Genomic DNA, 15211 nt, shown 5'->3' with positions numbered 1-15211 from the left:
GGTCGGCGATGCCCGCGCGCTCCTGGTCGCGCCCGCCCGGCCCGGTCCGGCGGCGGGTGGCGCTCGCGACGCTGGCCGCGTGCGCCCTCGTGCTGCTGCCGGGTGCGCCGGTCGCCGCCGCGCCGAGCGACCAGCCGGGCGGCACGTCGGGCGTTCTGGAGAGCCGCGACCTCGACCACCTGCAGCGGCGGGCCGCGGAGGTGCAGGACGACCTGCGGGCCCGCCAGGCGGAGGTCGTCGCGGCGCGCGAGGCGCTCGCGGAGGCGCAGCGGTCGGTGGACGAGGCGAAGGCGGTGCTCGACGACGCCCAGGGCGTGCTGGCCGGGCACCAGCGCGAGGTGGCCGGTTACGCCGCCGCCGTCTACCGGGACGGCGGCTCCGTCACCGCCCTCACCCTCCTCCTCAACGGCGGGGACCCCGGAGAGGTCCTGTCCGGCATGGGCTTCCTCGAGGTGGTCGACGCCCACGCGGCCCAGGTCATCGGCGTCGCCGAGAGCCACCGGCGCAGCGCGCTCGACCGGCGGGAGCACGCCCAGGCCGCCCTCGACCGGGCCCAGGTGCGGGCCGACGAGGTGGCGGCGCGGGTGGCCGAGCTGGAGGCGGCCGCCGAGGCGGTCACCGCGGAGCTCGGCGACGTGCTCGCCGTCGTCGACGGCCAGCTCGCGGCGCTGCAGCGGGAGCAGACGACGGTCAACGAGCAGACGGCGGCCAGCTGGCAGGCCTACGTCGACCAGCTCCGCGCGGCCGGGCTGGCGGAGGTGCCCGCCGCCGCGTTGCAGGACCCCCAGCAGGCCCTGCCCGACCGGCTGGTGCCGGTGGCTGCGAGCGGGGGCGGCGCCCAGCGCGGGGTCGCCCAGCTGCCCGGTCGCCCGACCTCGATGCTCGTCCTCCCGATGGAGACGCTGACGGCGGTCGGCGGGGCGATGGAGGCGCTCGGGCAGCCGTACGCACCCGGGACGGCGGGGCCCGACTCCTGGGACTGCGGCGCCCTCGTGCAGGTGGCCTACGGCCGGACCGGGCTGTCCCTGCCGGCGACGCAGGGCGATCTGTTCGCGCGCACCGTGCCGGTGGACCCCGCCGACGTGCTCCCCGGCGACCTGGTCTTCCTGGGCTCGCCGGAGGGCGGGCTGGGGCACGTGGGCATCGCCCTCGACACGCGGACCATGCTCACCGCGGACGCCCGGGCCGGCGCCGTCGTCGTGCGGACGCTGCCGGGCGACCAGGTGCTGGGGATCGGCCGCCCGGTCCTCGGCCAGCGGGCCCGCGTCGCCGTCCCGGAGCCGGCCGCGGGGGCGTTGCGGAGCGAGTGCGGGAACACCGTCTACCCGCCCAGCTACGACGGCGGCCGGGCCTGGGGCGGCTACCCGAACGGCCTGATCCCGCCGAGCGCGATGTGCCCCCTGGGGGTGGGCGGGCACTCGCTGAGGTGCGACGCGGCCGCGGCCTACCGGGCCATGGCCGCGGCCTACGAGACCGCCTTCGGCCGCCCGCTGTGCATCACCGACTCGTACCGCACCTATGCGTCACAGGTGCGGCTGTACGGGGAGAAGCCGGCGCTGGCCGCCGTGCCGGGCACGAGCAACCACGGCTGGGGCCTGGCGGTCGACCTGTGCGGTGGCGTGCAGTCCTTCGGGACGCCGCAGTACGCGTGGATGGAGGCCAACGCCGGCCGGTTCGGCTACCTGCACCCGACCTGGGCCGACCAGGGGAACGGGCGCGAGGAGCCCTGGCACTGGGAGTACGCCGGCACCTGATGCACCCGTTCCCGGTCGCGCGGCCGGAAATGTCGGTGACCCCTCCTAGCGTGCGCAGCGACTCACGGAGGAGAAGAAGCGATGCTCATCGACTGCGACACCTGCACCGCCCGCGGGACCGGCTGCGCCGACTGCGTCGTCACCGTGCTGCTCGGCGCCCCGCCGGGTTGGCAGGGGGTCGACCCGGTGGTCGTGCCCATGACCGGGCGGGCCCGTGGTGGTCCCGCCGTGGCCGCCGAGGACGTCGTCGTCCCGCCGCCGGGGGTGGTGGTGGAGTTCGACGAGGTCGAGCGCCGGGCCGTGCGGGCGCTCGCCGAGGGCGGCCTGGTGCCCCCGCTGCGTCACCCGAACGGGTCCGGCGGTCACGACGGCGAACGGTCCCGCGGACGGCGCACGGGCTGACGTCCCGGACCGCGCCGACCGGGGCTTCTACCCCGCAGCGGAGCCTCCGGCGGGGAGGCGCGCCCCTGACCTGGGGTTCTCCCTCACGCCGGTTCCTCCAGTGATCATTTGTCACGCAGGTATCACGATCGTTAGGGTTCACGCCGTTCGGCCGGGTGGTCGTCATCCGTCGATGGATGGCCTCGACCGGACACCGCCTAATCACCGCACGGCGCGCACCACCGGCGCCGGAGGTGTACCGGGGACCCACCGCAGTTCTGGGGTGAGTTCCCCCGCAGCCGGCCCGCCGGTGCGCGGGGGATAGGGCCAGTCTTCCCAGCCCGAACCCGTCAGCTAACTCGGTCGGCGGTTGCAGAGGAAGAACGGAGAGCCGCCGCACGTGGCGACCCCTCACGCACTGCTGACGCACGCCCCCGAACAGCTCGGCACCGCCGACCGGTGCAGCTCCTCCCACGCCCGTCGCTCCGGGCCCCTCCGCTCCGGATTGCTGGTCACCGCCGTCGCGGCCATGACCGTCACCATCCTCCCGGGCACGGCGTCGGCCGTCCCCGGCACGGCCGACGCGGTCGCCGCCCAGGTGGCCCGGGCCAGCCACGAGCTCGAGGTCGTCTCCGAGGAGCTCAACGAGGCCAAGGTCGTCCTCGCCGGCCACCAGCGCGACGCGGAGGCCGCGAGCGAGGCCACCGCCGAGGCGGAGGCCCGGCTCGGTTCCCTCGACGGGCACATCCGCCGGCTGGCCCGCAGCGCCTACACCGGCAGCGGCATGTCGCCGCTGGACGTCCTGCTGACCAGCGATTCGGCCGACCAGCTCGTCGACCAGCTGGGCACCCTCGACGCCATCGCCGGGCACACCAACGACGTGCTCACCGAGGTGTCGCAGGCCGCCGAGGACGCCGAGGAGTCCCGCGAGGCAGCCGAGAAGGCCGCCGCGGACGCCCAGCGGACGGTGGAGGAGATCGCCGCCCGGCAGGAGGAGCTGGAGGCGAAGATCGCCGAGTACCAGCGCCGCTACGAGGAGCTCACCGCGCCGCAGCGGGAGCAGGTGGCGCAGGCGCACGGCGGGGCCGGCCTCCCGGCGCCCAGCGGCGTCGTCGCGCCGAGCTCGGCGGCCCAGGCCGCGGTGAACGCGGCGCTGGCCCAGATCGGCGACCCGTACGTCTGGGGCGCCGGCGGCCCCGACGCCTTCGACTGCTCCGGCCTGACCTCCTACGCCTACGCCGCGGCGGGCGTGACGCTCCCGCACTCGAGCCGGTCGCAGAGCCAGATGGGCAAGCCCGTCTCGCGCAGCGAGCTGCAGCCCGGTGACCTGGTGTTCTTCTACAGCCCGGTCAGCCACGTCGGCATGTACGTCGGCAACGGCCAGATGGTGCACGCCTCGACCTCCGGCCAGCCGGTGAAGGTGGCGAGCCTGGATTCGATGGGCAACTACAACGGAGCCCGTCGCATCGCCGGCTGACCGCCACCGGCCCTCTGTGGTCCGGCGGCCGGCCCGTCCGGAGGCGAGGACGACGGCGTCGGCTCACTAGGATCGGCCGGGTGAGCGTTCGCCGGGCCGCCCTGGTGGCCGCGGCCCTCCTCGGGATCGCCGTCGTCGTCGTGATCGCCGTCCGCACCCCGTGGACCGTCCTGCCGGAACCGCCCGGCGGCTACACCGAGCCCGACCCGACCGCCGGCCTCGACCCGGCCCGGATCGAGCGCGCCGAGGCGTTCGCGGCCGCGCTGCGGCCGGCGTCGCTGGTCTCCCTGCTGCTGAGCCTGGGGGTGTCGGCGGTGCTCGGCCTGACCCCGCTGGGCGCCCGCCTGATGCAGGCCGTCGCGGCGCGGGTGGGCGACCGGTGGTTCGTCCAGGTGCTGGTAGGGGTGCCGGTCCTGCTCCTGCTGGGACGCCTGGCCACCCTGCCGCTCTCGGCCTACGCCGAGTCGGTGCGCACCCGCTACGGGCTCTCCACCCGCGGGTGGTGGCTCTGGCTGCGCGACGTCGCGGTCTCCCTGGCGATCAGCGTGGCGTTGACCGTGGTCGTGGTGCTGGCGTTCCTCTGGCTGGTCCGCCGGGCGCCGCGCACGTGGTGGGCGTGGGCGGGGGCGGCCGTCTCCGGCCTGGTGGTCGCCGGCTCGTTCCTGTACCCGGTGGTCATCGAGCCGGCGTTCAACACCTTCGATCCCCTGCCGGCGGGGGAGCTGCGCAGCGACCTGCTGGCGCTCGCGGAGCAGAACGGCACCCCGGTGCAGGACGTGCTGGTCTCCGACGCGTCCCGGCGGACGACGGCGCTCAACGCCTACGTCTCCGGCTTCGGCTCCACCCGGCGCATCGTGGTCTACGACACGCTCCTCGGGGAGCTGCCCGACGCGGAGATCGAGTCGATCGTCGCCCACGAACTGGGGCACGTCGCGGCCGACGACGTCCTGACCGGCACGCTCATGGGGGCGCTGGGTGCGGGCGCGGCGACCGCGCTGCTCGGCTGGCTGCTGTCCTGGGCACCGCTGCTCCGCCGGGCTGGGGTCGAGCGGCCCGGTGACCCGCGGGTCGTGCCGCTGCTGCTGTTCCTCGTCGCCGTCGGCGGGCTGCTCGGCACACCGGTGCAGAACCTGGTGTCCCGCCAGATCGAGCAGCGCGCCGACGTGCACGCCCTCGAGCTCACCCGCGACCCGGAGGCGTTCATCGACATGCAGCGTCGGCTCGCCGCGACCAACCTCGGCGACCCCGATCCTCCGGCGGCCTGGCACTGGTTCTTCGGCAGCCACCCCACCACCGCGGAGCGGATCGCGATGGCCCAGGACTGGGCCCGCCTGGAGGGTTCGTGAGCCGCACGCTCGTCGTCACCAACGACTTCCCGCCCCGGCAGGGCGGCATCCAGACCTTCGTCGCCGCGTTGCTGGAGCGGCGACCGCCGGACTCCCTCGTGGTGCTCGCGTCGGACGCCCCGGGCTCGGCGGGTCACGACGCGGGGCTGCCGTACCCGGTGGTGCGCCGCCCGACCGGCATGCTGCTGCCGACCCGGGCGACGGCCCGCGTCGCCGTGGACCTGGTGAGGCGCTACGGCTGCGACACCGCCTTCTTCGGCGCCGCTGCGCCGCTGGGGCTGCTCGCGCCCACGCTCCGCGCCGCCGGGGTCCGGCACCTGGTGGGCGCCACGCACGGCCACGAGACGGGGTGGGTCGCCCTGCCGGGGAGCCGGCAGCTGATGCAGCGGATCGCCGCCGGGCTCGACGTCCTCACCTACATCAGCGAGTACACGCGGGACCGGCTCGCGCCACCGCTCGGGGGGCGGACCCGGCTGGCCCAGCTCTCCCCGGGGGTGGACGTCGCCCGGTTCACTCCTGAGGTGGACGGGACGCCGGTGCGCGAGCGGCACGGCCTGGGGGACGCGCCGGTGGTGGTCTGCGTCTCCCGGCTGGTCGCCCGCAAGGGGCAGGACGTGCTCGTCGCGGGGTGGCCGCGGGTGCTCGCCCGCCACCCGGAGGCCCGGCTGCTGCTGGTCGGCGGCGGGCCGGACGAGGGGAAGCTCCGCCGCGCGATCGAGGCCCGCGGGCTGCAGGGCTCCGTCGTCCTCGCCGGCCCGGTGGACCACGCGGAGCTGCCCGCGCACTACGCCGCCGGCGACGTCTTCGCCATGCCCTGCCGCACCCGCCGCGGCGGGCTGGACGTCGAGGGCCTGGGCATGGTCTTCCTCGAGGCCGCCGCCTGCGGGCGCCCGGTCGTGGCGGGCACGTCGGGCGGGGCGCCGGAGGCGGTGCGGGACGGCGTCACCGGGCACGTCGTGGACCCCCGCTCGCCCGGGGCGGTGGCGGAGGCGCTGTCGGGCCTGCTCGACGACCCGGCGCGGGCCCGCGCGATGGGCGCGGCCGGCCGCGCCTGGGTCGAGCAGCGCTGGTCGTGGACGTCGATCGCCGCGACCTTCGCCGACCTCCTCGATCCCTGACGCTCGCGGCGGCCCCCTCGCAGGGGCCCGCCGCGAGCCTGCACGGTGGGGGGCGAGAGGGCCTTACCGGGAGTAGAGCGCCTCGACCTCCGAGCCGAACTCCTTCATGACGACGTTCCGCTTGAGCTTGAGGCTGGGCGTGAGCATCCCGTTGTCCTCGGTGAAGTCGGTCGCCAGCACCGTGAACCTCTTGATCGCCTCGGCCTGGGAGACGGCCTTGTTGGCCTCCGCCACCGCGGCCTCGAGCTCGGCGAGCACGTCGGGGTCCTCACGCAGCTGCGCGGCCGTGAGGCCGGTGTCCTTGCCCTTGGACTCCAGCCACTGCGGCAGGGCCTCCTCGTCGAGCGTCACCAGGGCGGCGATGTACGGCCGCTGGTCGCCCACGACGATGCACTGGCTCACCAGGCGGTGCGCCCGCAGCCGGTCCTCGAGCACGGCGGGCGCGACGTTCTTGCCGCCCGCGGTCACCAGGATCTCCTTCTTGCGGCCGGTGATCCGGACGAAGCCCTGGTCGTCGATCTCGCCGAGGTCGCCGGTGCGGAACCAGCCGTCGGGGTCGATGGCCTCCCGGGTGGCGTCCTCGTTCCTCCAGTAGCCGCGCATGACGATGCCGCCGCGGATGAGCAGCTCGCCGTCCTCGGCCACCGAGAAGGCGACGCCCGGCAGCGGGCGGCCGACGGTGCCGATCCGGATCGCCCCGTCGTGGTTCACCGAGGCCGCCGCGGTGGTCTCGGTGAGGCCGTAGCCCTCGAAGACGGTCACGCCGATGCCGCGGAAGAAGTGGCCGAGCCGCTCGCCCAGGGGGGCGCCGCCGGAGATGGCGCCCAGGCAGCGCCCGCCCAGAGCGGCCCGCAGCTTGCCGTAGACGAGCTTGTCGAACAGGGCGTGCTGCGCGCGCAGCCCCAGCCCCGGGCCGCCGGTGTCCTGGGCCCGCGACCAGTCGATGGCCACCTGGGCGGCCTTGTCGAAGATCTTGCCCTTGCCGTCGCCCTCGGCCTTGGCCTTGGCGCTGTTGAACACCTTCTCGAACACGCGCGGGACCGCGAGCACGAAGGTGGGCTTGAACTCGCCGAGGTCCTCGACGAGGTTCGTCACATCGGGCGTGTGGCCGATGACGGTGCGGTTCTTGACGGCGCCGACCTGCAGGACGCGGGCGAGGACGTGGGCCAGCGGGATGAACAGCAGCAGCGAGCCCTGCACGTTCATGAACCGCTCGAGCAGCGTGATGCCGTTGCCGATCTCGAACAGGAAGTTGCCGTGCGTCAGCTCGCAGCCCTTGGGCCGGCCGGTGGTGCCGCTGGTGTAGATCAGCGTGGCCAGGCTGTCGGCGTGGAGCGTGGCGCGGCGGGCGTCGAGCTCGCTGTCGGGCACGTCGGCGCCGGAGGCGGTCAGCTGCTCCACCGCGCCGTCCTCGATGACGAAGACGGCCTTCAGCTCGGGGGCCTGGTCGCGGACCGACTCGATGGCGGCGGCGTGCTCGTCGCGCTCGACGACGGCGACCGTGGCCCCGGAGTCGGAGAGGATCCAGGCGACCTGGTCGGCACTGGAGGTCTCGTAGATGGGCACGACGACGGCGCCGGCGGTCCAGATGGCGTAGTCGAGGACGGTCCACTCGTAGCGCGTCTTCGCCTGCAGCGCGACGCGGTCACCGGCGGCCACCCCCGCGGCGATCAGCCCCTTGGCGACGCCGCGGACCTCCTCGCCGAACTGCCGCCACGTGACGTCGGTCCAGCGGCCGTCCACCCGGCGCCGGAGGCCTACCTCGTCCCCGTGCTCGGCGACGTTGGCCGCCAGCATGTCGGTGAGGGCCTCGTCGGGGCCCACCTCGTGCGTTGCTGGAACGCTGAACTCGCGCACGCCCGGTCCTCTCCTCCCCGACCGCCCGCCGGGCACCGTCGCCCCGCGGCCCCGGTGCGGGGACGTCCGGGTCAATCTAGCGGCTGGTGCTACCGGGCAGTAGCCGAGTGCCGTGGTACGCGGGCCGGGCCGGCACCCGAACGGCTAGCCTGCTGCCCATGGCCGACCAGTCCACCCAGTCGATCGTCGTCGAGGCGCCTGCGGCCGAGGTCATGGCGGTGATCGCCGACTTCCCCTCGTACCCGCAGTGGGTCTCCGCCGCCAAGAAGGTGGAGGTGCTCGAGACCGGCGAGGACGGGCGGGCCCGCCGGGTGCACTTCGTGCTCGACGCCGGGGCGGTCAAGGACGACTACGTCCTCGAGTACACGTGGGACGACGACCGCCGCGTCTCCTGGACCCTGGTGAAGGGTCAGATGCAGAAGCGGCAGGAGGGCTCGTACACCCTCGTCGAGAAGGACGGCCGGACCGAGGTCACCTACTCGATCACCATCGACCTCTCGATCCCGATGCTCGGCATGATCAAGCGGAAGGCCGAGAAGGTCATCCTCGACACCGCGCTCAAGGAGCTCAAGAAGCGCGTCGAGGGCTGAGCCGCGGTGCGCACCCTCCTGGTCACCGGCTCCGGCGGGGCGGGCTCGTCGACGGTGGCCGCGGCCGCGGCCGTGCGCGCCGCCCGTCAGGGCCGGCGCACCCTGCTGCTCTCCCGCCAGCCGGCGCCGGTGACCGGCCTCGGCGACGTCCCGGGCCTGCGCACCCGGCGGGTGGACGGCCGCCGGGCGCTCGAGGAGCTGTGGGGCGCCCACGCCGGGTCGCTCGGCCCGCTGCTCCCGCACCTGGACCTGCCGCCGGCGAGCTCGGTCGTGCCGGTGCCCGGCGCCGGGGAGCTCGCGCTGCTGGCGGCGCTCGGCTCGGCCGACGCCGACCTGGTGGTGGTGGACGCCGGACCCCTGCGGGACGGCCTGGCGCTCGCCGGCCTGCCGGGGTCGCTGCGCTGGTGGCTGGACCAGGCGCTGCCGCCGACGGCGCGCGCGCTGGCCGCCGTGCGGACCGCGTCGGTGGCGGCCGGCGCCGTCCGCCCCGGTCCGCTGGATGCGCTGCTGGCCGCGCTGCCGGCGGTCGAGCGGCTGCTCGCCCGGGACCGGCTCGCCGACCCCACCGCGACCGCGGTCTGGCTGACCACCGGGGCCCAGCGGACCGCCGTCCCGGTGGTGCGGCACGCGGCGACCGTCCTCGGCCTGCACGGGCTCGGGGTCGCCGCCGTGCTGGCCCGCGTGCTCCCGGCGGGGGGCGTGGGGGAGTGGTGGAGCGCGCGCGCCGCCGAGCAGGACCAAGCGCGGGCCGGGCTGGCGGAGGTGGCCCCGGTGCACGAGGTGGCCGAGCTCCCCGCGGCGCCGGCGGACGTCGCCGACGCCGAAGGGCTGCTGGCCGGGGTGGAGCCGGCTGCCACCCGCGCGCCGGTGCGGCCGGCCCCACGCCGGGGCGAGGGCGGGTGGCGGCTGGACGTGCCGCTGCCCTTCGCCGACCGCCCGGAGGTGGGGTTGACCCGGTGGGGCGATGACCTCGTGGTCACCGTGGGGGAGGATCGTCGTTCGCTGCGCCTGGACTCGTTGCTGCGCCGGTGCGAGGTGACCGGCGGGCGGCTGCTCGCCCCCGCCACCGCCGACGCGCGGCTCGAGATCAGCTTCCGCCCGGATCCGCAGCAGTGGCCGGCCGACCTCCTGGCGGCCGAGGAGAGGACCAGATGACCACCGGTGCCGACTGGACCGACCAGGCCCGCCGTCTGCTCGAGGCCGTGCGCGCGGGGGCCGAGCGGTCCCCCGATCCCGCCACGGGCGAGCACGGCGGCGACGACTGCCGCTGGTGCCCGGTGTGCCAGGTGGCGGCCGTGCTGCGCGGTGAGCGCCCCGAGGTGACCGCGGCGCTGGCCGACGTCCTCACCACCGCGGCCGCCGCGCTGCGCGCGTTCGCCGAGCAGCCGGCCGCCGGCAGCACCGTCCCGGACCAGGAGCCGCAGCCCGCGGAGCAGGCCGAGGAGCCCGTCGTCCAGCGGATCGACATCGCGTGACCGGGCCGGAGGTGACGGCCCTTCCGGCGCTCGGCATCGACATCGGCGGGACGAAGGTGGCCGGTGGCCTGGTGGCCCCCGACGGCGCGATCGTGGCCACCGCCCGCCGGGCGACGCCGGGTGCCTCCGTCGGCGACACCGAGGACGCGATCGCCGCCGTCGTCGAGGAGCTCGCCGACGGGCACGCGGGCGCGATCGTCGGCGTCGGGGTGGGCGCCGCCGGGTGGTTCGACCGCACCGGGGACACCGTGCTGTTCAGCCCGCACCTGGCCTGGCGCAACTCCACCCTGCGCAAGGACCTGGCCGCGCGGCTGCAGCGGCCGTTGTGGGTGGGCAACGACGCCGACGCGGCGGCCTGGGCCGAGTACCGCTACGGCGCCGCCCGCGGCGCGGACCTCGCCCTGATGATCACCCTGGGCACCGGCATCGGCGGGGGGATCGTGCTCGACGGGCGGCTGCGGCGCGGATCGCACGGCGTCGCGGGGGAGTGGGGGCACATGCGTGTCGTCCCCGACGGCCGGCTGTGCGCCTGCGGCAACCGCGGCTGCTGGGAGCAGTACGCCAGCGGGACGGCGCTGGGCCAGACGGCGCGCGAGGTGGCCCGCACCTCGCCGGCCGCCGCCGCCGTGCTGCTGGAGCGGGTCGACGGCGAACCCGACCGCCTCACCGGCGAGCACGTGGCCCGGGCGGCCTACGACGGCGACCCGCTCGCCCTGGAGCTGGTCACCGAGGTCGGCCACTGGCTGGGGCAGGGGATCGCCGACCTCGCCGCCGTGCTGGACCCCGAGGTGGTGGTGATCGGCGGTGGGGTCAGCGTGCTCGGCGAGATGGTGCTGCGCCCGGCCCGCGAGCGGCTGGAGCGCGCCCTGCCCGGCCGCGGCTTCCGGCCGGGCCCGCGCGTCGTCGCGGCCGCACTCGGCGCCCAGGCCGGGATCGTGGGCGCGGCCGACCTGGTCAGGAAGGCCGTCGCCGAAGGCGAAGCCTGATCAACACAGCTCGCGGGCCAGCTGCTCCAGGAACAGGCCGATGTCGGTGACGATGCCCATCGCCTGGGCGCTGCCCCGGTCGGCCAGCTTCGTCACCGTCGCCGGGTTGATGTCGACGCACACCAGCGGGATCGACGCCGGCAGGATGTTCCCGGTCGCGATGGAGTGCAGCATCGTGGCCACCATGATCGCGAAGCCGACGTCCTGGAGCTCGGCGCGCATCGCCCGCTGACCCTCGATGACGTCGGTGTGCACGTCGGGCAGCGGCCCGTCGTCGCGCACCGAGCCGACCAGCACGAACGGCTTGCCGGCCTCCACCATCGCGTGCATGACGCCGCCGGTGAGGACGCCGGAGTCGACGGCGGCCCGGATCGAGCCGGCCGCCCGGATGGTGTTGATCGCCCGGATGTGGTGCTCGTGGCCGTGCGGCACCCCCGAGCCCTTGGCGAGGTCGACGCCGAGCGAGGTGCCGAAGAGCGCCGACTCGATGTCATGCGTGGCCAGGGCGTTGCCGGCGAAGAGGACGTCGACGTAGCCGGCCCGGACCAGCCGCACCATCGCGGGGGAGGCGCCGGTGTGCACCACCGCCGGGCCGCCCACCCACAGCACCCGCTGGCCGGCGGCCTTGACCTCGCGCATGCGCTCGGCGATCTGCCGGACCAGCAGCGCCTGCGGCTTCTCGCTGGAGACCGCCGAGGACATGAAGCCGAACTCGTCCTCCGTGCCCCGGGCGGCCTGCGCCGGGAGCTCGACCCGCACCCCGTGGGCACCGCAGACGACGGCGTCGCCGGCGCGCACGTCGCTGACCGGGACGGTGCGGACCGTGACTTCCCCGCCCGCCCCGCCGCCCTCCTCGGTGGTGACCACGAGGCCGCAGTCCATCTCGGGGTTGCGCACCCGCAGCCACTCGCCGTCCAGCCGGACCAGGGTCTCCAGGTTGGTCGTGGAGTAGAAGTCGTCGGGGAAGACCCCGTCGGCCGGCGCCGGGCGGGTGGTGGCGGTGCCCGGGTCCACCGGGTTGGCGCCGTGCACCTGCACCCGCATGAGGATGCGGTCCAGCCGCTCGGCGGAGTCCGCCCGGATCTCGATCAGCGCGGTCGACTCGTCGGCGTGCTCGCGCCCGAGGTCCAGGTCGGCGATCCGGTAGTCCCCGCCGTACTCGAGGACGTCGTCCAGCACGCGGCCGAGGATGCCGGTGTCCATCAGGTGGCCGGTCACGGTGACCGTCGCGGTGGCCGGGGTGGTGGTACTGGCCATCTCAGACCACCGCCCCGTCGTCGCCGTCGTCCGAGCGGTCGCGCATGCGGGAGACCAGCAGCGCCACCCCGCCGGCCACCACCCCGACGCCGAGCACGAGCCCGGCGTCGGCCGACAGGCCGATGATCGAGGGGACGCCGATGAGCAGGATGCCGGCGGCGACCAGCAGCACGGCGTACAGCGCCGCGGGCGCCGGGACCGGCAGCGGCGGCGGTACCGGCGGCTCGTAGTGCTCGTCGGGCCGGTCGAGCACGGGCACCTCGTGGGGCGCCGGCGGTGGCGCGTCCGAGGGGAGGCCCTCGACGGCGGGGCGGCCGTGCTCGGCCTCGAACGCGGCCACGATGCGCCGCCACTCGGCGTCCTCGTCCAGGTCGCGCCCGGCCGGGCGGCGCAGGACCCGCGGCTCGGCGGGGTGGTCGTCGGCGTGCTGCTCGACCAGACCGCGCGCCTCGACCTGCCGCGCCCGGTCGACGAAGAGCCGGTCCGAGGGCGGGCTGGGCAGGACGACCGACCGGGTGTAGGGGCCGACGTCGGCGGCGGGCTCCAGGTAGGCGGCGATGCCGGCGGCCTCGAGCAGGTCGAGCAGGTGTTCGCCCACCCGCGGGTCGACGTCGCGCAGCGGGCTCCAGAGGACGGCGTCCAGGCCGTTGTCGCGGCGTCCCCGGCCGCGGCGGTCGGTCACCGTCGCCCGCTCGACGGGGCGTCGGGCTCGCCGGCGGGCACGCGGGCGCGGATCCACTCCGCCGACCGGCGGAAGATCAGCGGGGCGTCGTTGTCCAGGGTGGCCACGTGGTAGCTGTCCTCCAGGACGACCTCGGTGGTGTCCTCGCTCGCCACCCCGGCGAGCAGGATGGTGCTGTTGACCGGTTCCACGACGTGGTCCTCGGTGCTGCGGAAGACGATGACCGGCGCCGTGACCCGGGCCAGGTCGGCGCGGGTGGCGGCCCAGAGGCCGCGCAGCTGCATCATGGCCCGGATCGGCAGCCGGGGGTAGGCCAGCTCGGTCACCCCGGGCTTCTTGATGTCGCTGGCGATCGGTGCCCAGCTGGGGGTGACCCGGGCCAGCAGCGGCAGCAGCTTGGCGTCCCATCGCCGGGTGAGCAGGGCCGGGTTGACCAGCAGGAGCCCGGCGACGTCGTCGGGCCGCACCTGCGCCAGCCGCGTCGCGAGCGTGCCGCCCATGGAGAGACCGGCGACGAAGACCCGGTCGCAGCCGGCGGCCAGCTCGTCGAAGGCCGCCTCGACCGTCGCGGTCCACTGGTCGTGGGTGCTGGCGTTGCAGTCCTGCCAGCGGGTGCCGTGGCCGGGCAGCAGCGGGCACCGGACGGCGAAGCCCTCGGCCGCCAGGTGCTCGCCCCACGGCCGCATGCTCATCGGCGTCCCCGTGAACCCGTGGACGAGGAGCACCCCGGTGCGGCCCTCCGGCCCGTCGCCGCGGGGGAAGGCGAACGGCTCGGCGCCGGGCATGACCTCGGGTGCGGGGGTCGGTCCGGGCACGGTGCTCCTCCTGGCATCCGGCGTCGCGCCGGTGTCTGCTGGGTCACGGCGGGGCCCGGATTGTGATCGGGGCCCCAGGCTCCCTAGTCTGGCAGTCCCCGAGGGAGGCGTGTTGTTCTACTGGTTCCTCAAGTTCGTCGCCATCGGCCCGCCGGCACGGGCCCTCTTCCGCCCGCAGGTGGAAGGGATCGAGCACGTGCCCGCCACGGGCGCCGCCATCCTCGCGAGCAACCACCTGTCCGCGGCCGACTGGATCTTCATGCCGCTGCAGCTGAAGCGGCGGGTCACGTTCCTGGCCAAGGCCGAGTACTTCACCGGCACGGGCGTGAAGGGCTTCCTCCAGCGGGCCTTCTTCACCGGTGCCGGGCAGGTGCCGATCGACCGGTCGAGCGCCTCGGCCGCGGAGGGCGCCATCCGGACCGGCATCCGCATCCTGCGCGACGGGAAGCTGCTGGGCATCTACCCCGAGGGCACCCGCTCGCCGGACGGGCGCCTCTACCGCGGCAAGATCGGCGTCGCCCGCATGGCGCTGGAGACGGGGGCGCCCGTCGTCCCGGTGGCGATGGTCTACGGCAGCCGGCGGCTGCCCTTCGGCAAGAAGCTCATCCAGGTGCGGGTCCGGATCGGGAAGCCCCTGGATTTCAGCCGCTACGAGGGCCTAGCCGGTGACCGCTTCGTCGAGCGGTCGATCACCGACGAGATCATGTACGAGATCATGACGCTGTCGGGCCAAGAGTACGTCGACGTCTACGGCGCCACGGTGAAGAAGTCGATGGACGCCACGGGGGCCAGCGCCGTCGAGGTCGTCGCCACCCTGCAGCCGCCGGTCACCGAGGTCGCCGACCGCGCCCCGACGACGCTCGCCGGCTAGCGCGGCAGGAGCCGGTCGAGGACGTCGCGCAGCAGCGCCAGGAGCTCGGCGCGGGGCATCGTCGGCTCCAGGACCCACTGGGCGACGAGGTCCTCGGTGAAGGCGAAGAAGGCGAGCACGAGCTGGCGGCGGCGTGCGTCGTCCGGCAGCCCGAGCGTCCGCAGCCCGACCTCCACCAGCCGGTCGCGGGTCTCCGCGTACACCTCGGCCACCCAGGGGTCGCCTCCCGCGGCGCCGCGCACGAACGCCAGGTGGGTCTCCCGGAAGGTCTCCACCCAGCCGACGTAGCGGTCGAGCATCCCGTCGACGGCGCTCACGCCGGTGCCCTCGTCGGCCGAGCCGGGCCGCGGCAGCAGGTGGGTCCAGAGCAGCTCCGCCGCCGCCCGGGTGACGGCGGCGTAGTAGTCGCGCTTGCTGGGGAAGTAGTGGAACAGCAGGCTGCGGCTGATCCCCGCCCGGCGGGCCACCTCGTCGATGGTCAGCTCCTGCACCGGGGTGGTGGGCAGCAGCTCCAGGCCGATCTGCACGAGCTGCGCCCGCCGGTCGCCCGCCGACCGGCGGCCCCGCCCCGTCCCGTCCGGGGTGGCCGTCACGCCGCCGCG

Annotated in this window: 15 protein-coding genes and 1 riboswitch; of the genes, 10 read left to right on the top strand and 5 right to left on the bottom strand. The window is 75.4% G+C overall.

Annotated features, from left to right (window positions below; all coding sequences use genetic code 11):
• Positions 1–8: 8 nt before the first annotated feature.
• The 5 genes from ACI79P_RS10370 to ACI79P_RS10350 all read left to right on the top strand — a co-directional run bounded on the left by ACI79P_RS10370 (position 9) and on the right by ACI79P_RS10350 (position 6076).
• Positions 9–1754, top strand: a complete 1746-nt coding sequence (locus tag ACI79P_RS10370) for a D-alanyl-D-alanine carboxypeptidase family protein (RefSeq protein WP_456580965.1) — start codon at positions 9–11, stop codon at positions 1752–1754.
• Positions 1755–1835: 81 nt separating this feature from the next.
• On the top strand, positions 1836–2156 hold the full coding sequence (locus ACI79P_RS10365) for a hypothetical protein (protein ID WP_456580964.1): 321 nt from the start codon (positions 1836–1838) through the stop codon (positions 2154–2156).
• A gap of 215 nt (positions 2157–2371) precedes the next feature.
• Positions 2372–2519: riboswitch (cyclic di-AMP (ydaO/yuaA leader) on the top strand.
• Between the two features lie 145 nt (positions 2520–2664).
• A complete protein-coding gene (locus tag ACI79P_RS10360; RefSeq protein ID WP_456580963.1) occupies positions 2665–3612 on the top strand; it encodes an NlpC/P60 family protein in 948 nt (315 codons plus the stop codon).
• Positions 3613–3692: 80 nt separating this feature from the next.
• Positions 3693–4958, top strand: coding sequence for a M48 family metallopeptidase (locus tag ACI79P_RS10355; protein ID WP_456580962.1), 1266 nt, complete (start codon positions 3693–3695; stop codon positions 4956–4958).
• Positions 4955–6076 carry a glycosyltransferase family 4 protein gene (locus ACI79P_RS10350; RefSeq protein WP_456580961.1) on the top strand — a complete coding sequence of 374 codons (1122 nt, stop codon included), beginning with the start codon at positions 4955–4957 and terminating at the stop codon, positions 6074–6076. Before ACI79P_RS10355 ends, ACI79P_RS10350 begins: the two co-directional genes overlap by 4 nt.
• 63 nt (positions 6077–6139) lie before the next feature.
• Here the strand turns inward: ACI79P_RS10350 and ACI79P_RS10345 are convergent, their stop codons facing one another.
• Positions 6140–7933: an AMP-dependent synthetase/ligase gene (locus ACI79P_RS10345; RefSeq protein ID WP_456580960.1), complete on the bottom strand. Its 1794-nt coding sequence runs from the start codon at positions 7931–7933 to the stop codon at positions 6140–6142.
• Between the two features lie 158 nt (positions 7934–8091).
• On the opposite strand from ACI79P_RS10345, the gene ACI79P_RS10340 reads away from it, so the two are divergent.
• From ACI79P_RS10340 to ACI79P_RS10325, 4 genes are read left to right on the top strand one after another with little or no spacing between them, the layout of a single operon-like run.
• Positions 8092–8523, top strand: a complete 432-nt coding sequence (locus tag ACI79P_RS10340) for an SRPBCC family protein (RefSeq protein WP_456580959.1) — start codon at positions 8092–8094, stop codon at positions 8521–8523.
• A 6-nt stretch (positions 8524–8529) separates the two neighbouring features.
• Entirely contained in the window at positions 8530–9678 is a 1149-nt protein-coding gene (locus ACI79P_RS10335) for an ArsA-related P-loop ATPase (protein ID WP_456580958.1), read from the top strand.
• Positions 9675–9998 carry a hypothetical protein gene (locus tag ACI79P_RS10330; RefSeq protein ID WP_456580957.1) on the top strand — a complete coding sequence of 108 codons (324 nt, stop codon included), beginning with the start codon at positions 9675–9677 and terminating at the stop codon, positions 9996–9998. The genes ACI79P_RS10335 and ACI79P_RS10330 overlap by 4 nt, the downstream gene beginning before the upstream one ends.
• A complete protein-coding gene (locus tag ACI79P_RS10325) occupies positions 9995–10984 on the top strand; it encodes an ROK family glucokinase (protein ID WP_456580956.1) in 990 nt (329 codons plus the stop codon). Before ACI79P_RS10330 ends, ACI79P_RS10325 begins: the two co-directional genes overlap by 4 nt.
• Here ACI79P_RS10325 and ACI79P_RS10320 read toward each other — a convergent pair whose 3' ends face one another.
• From ACI79P_RS10320 to ACI79P_RS10310, 3 genes are read right to left on the bottom strand one after another with little or no spacing between them, the layout of a single operon-like run.
• On the bottom strand, positions 10985–12241 hold the full coding sequence (locus ACI79P_RS10320; RefSeq protein WP_456580955.1) for an ornithine cyclodeaminase, nickel-pincer nucleotide-dependent: 1257 nt from the start codon (positions 12239–12241) through the stop codon (positions 10985–10987).
• A gap of 1 nt (position 12242) precedes the next feature.
• On the bottom strand, positions 12243–12923 hold the full coding sequence (locus ACI79P_RS10315; protein WP_456580954.1) for a hypothetical protein: 681 nt from the start codon (positions 12921–12923) through the stop codon (positions 12243–12245).
• On the bottom strand, positions 12920–13738 hold the full coding sequence (locus tag ACI79P_RS10310) for an alpha/beta hydrolase (protein ID WP_456580953.1): 819 nt from the start codon (positions 13736–13738) through the stop codon (positions 12920–12922). Before ACI79P_RS10310 ends, ACI79P_RS10315 begins: the two co-directional genes overlap by 4 nt.
• A 109-nt stretch (positions 13739–13847) precedes the next feature.
• On the opposite strand from ACI79P_RS10310, the gene ACI79P_RS10305 reads away from it, so the two are divergent.
• The gene (locus tag ACI79P_RS10305; protein ID WP_456580952.1) at positions 13848–14609 is read left to right on the top strand and encodes a lysophospholipid acyltransferase family protein; all 762 of its coding nucleotides are present in this window, start codon (positions 13848–13850) and stop codon (positions 14607–14609) included.
• Here the strand turns inward: ACI79P_RS10305 and ACI79P_RS10300 are convergent.
• Positions 14606–15202 carry a TetR/AcrR family transcriptional regulator gene (locus ACI79P_RS10300; RefSeq protein WP_456580951.1) on the bottom strand — a complete coding sequence of 199 codons (597 nt, stop codon included), beginning with the start codon at positions 15200–15202 and terminating at the stop codon, positions 14606–14608. The genes ACI79P_RS10305 and ACI79P_RS10300 overlap by 4 nt on opposite strands.
• Positions 15203–15211: the final 9 nt, after the last annotated feature.

This window comes from Blastococcus sp. SYSU DS0510 (assembly GCF_054050835.1).
Note: the sequence above shows the minus strand (reverse complement) of the source record. Positions and strands in the feature narration are given on the sequence as shown.

What these genes read in the sequence shown, in the direction of transcription:
- ACI79P_RS10365 (WP_456580964.1), top strand. Translation starts at nt 1,836, where the DNA reads ATGCTCATCGACTGCGACACCTGCACCGCCCGCGGGACCGGCTGCGCC.
- ACI79P_RS10370 (WP_456580965.1), top strand. Translation starts at nt 9, where the DNA reads ATGCCCGCGCGCTCCTGGTCGCGCCCGCCCGGCCCGGTCCGGCGGCGG.
- ACI79P_RS10330 (WP_456580957.1), top strand. Translation starts at nt 9,675, where the DNA reads ATGACCACCGGTGCCGACTGGACCGACCAGGCCCGCCGTCTGCTCGAG.
- ACI79P_RS10320 (WP_456580955.1), bottom strand. Translation starts at nt 12,241, where the DNA reads ATGGCCAGTACCACCACCCCGGCCACCGCGACGGTCACCGTGACCGGC.
- ACI79P_RS10340 (WP_456580959.1), top strand. Translation starts at nt 8,092, where the DNA reads ATGGCCGACCAGTCCACCCAGTCGATCGTCGTCGAGGCGCCTGCGGCC.
- ACI79P_RS10360 (WP_456580963.1), top strand. Translation starts at nt 2,665, where the DNA reads ATGACCGTCACCATCCTCCCGGGCACGGCGTCGGCCGTCCCCGGCACG.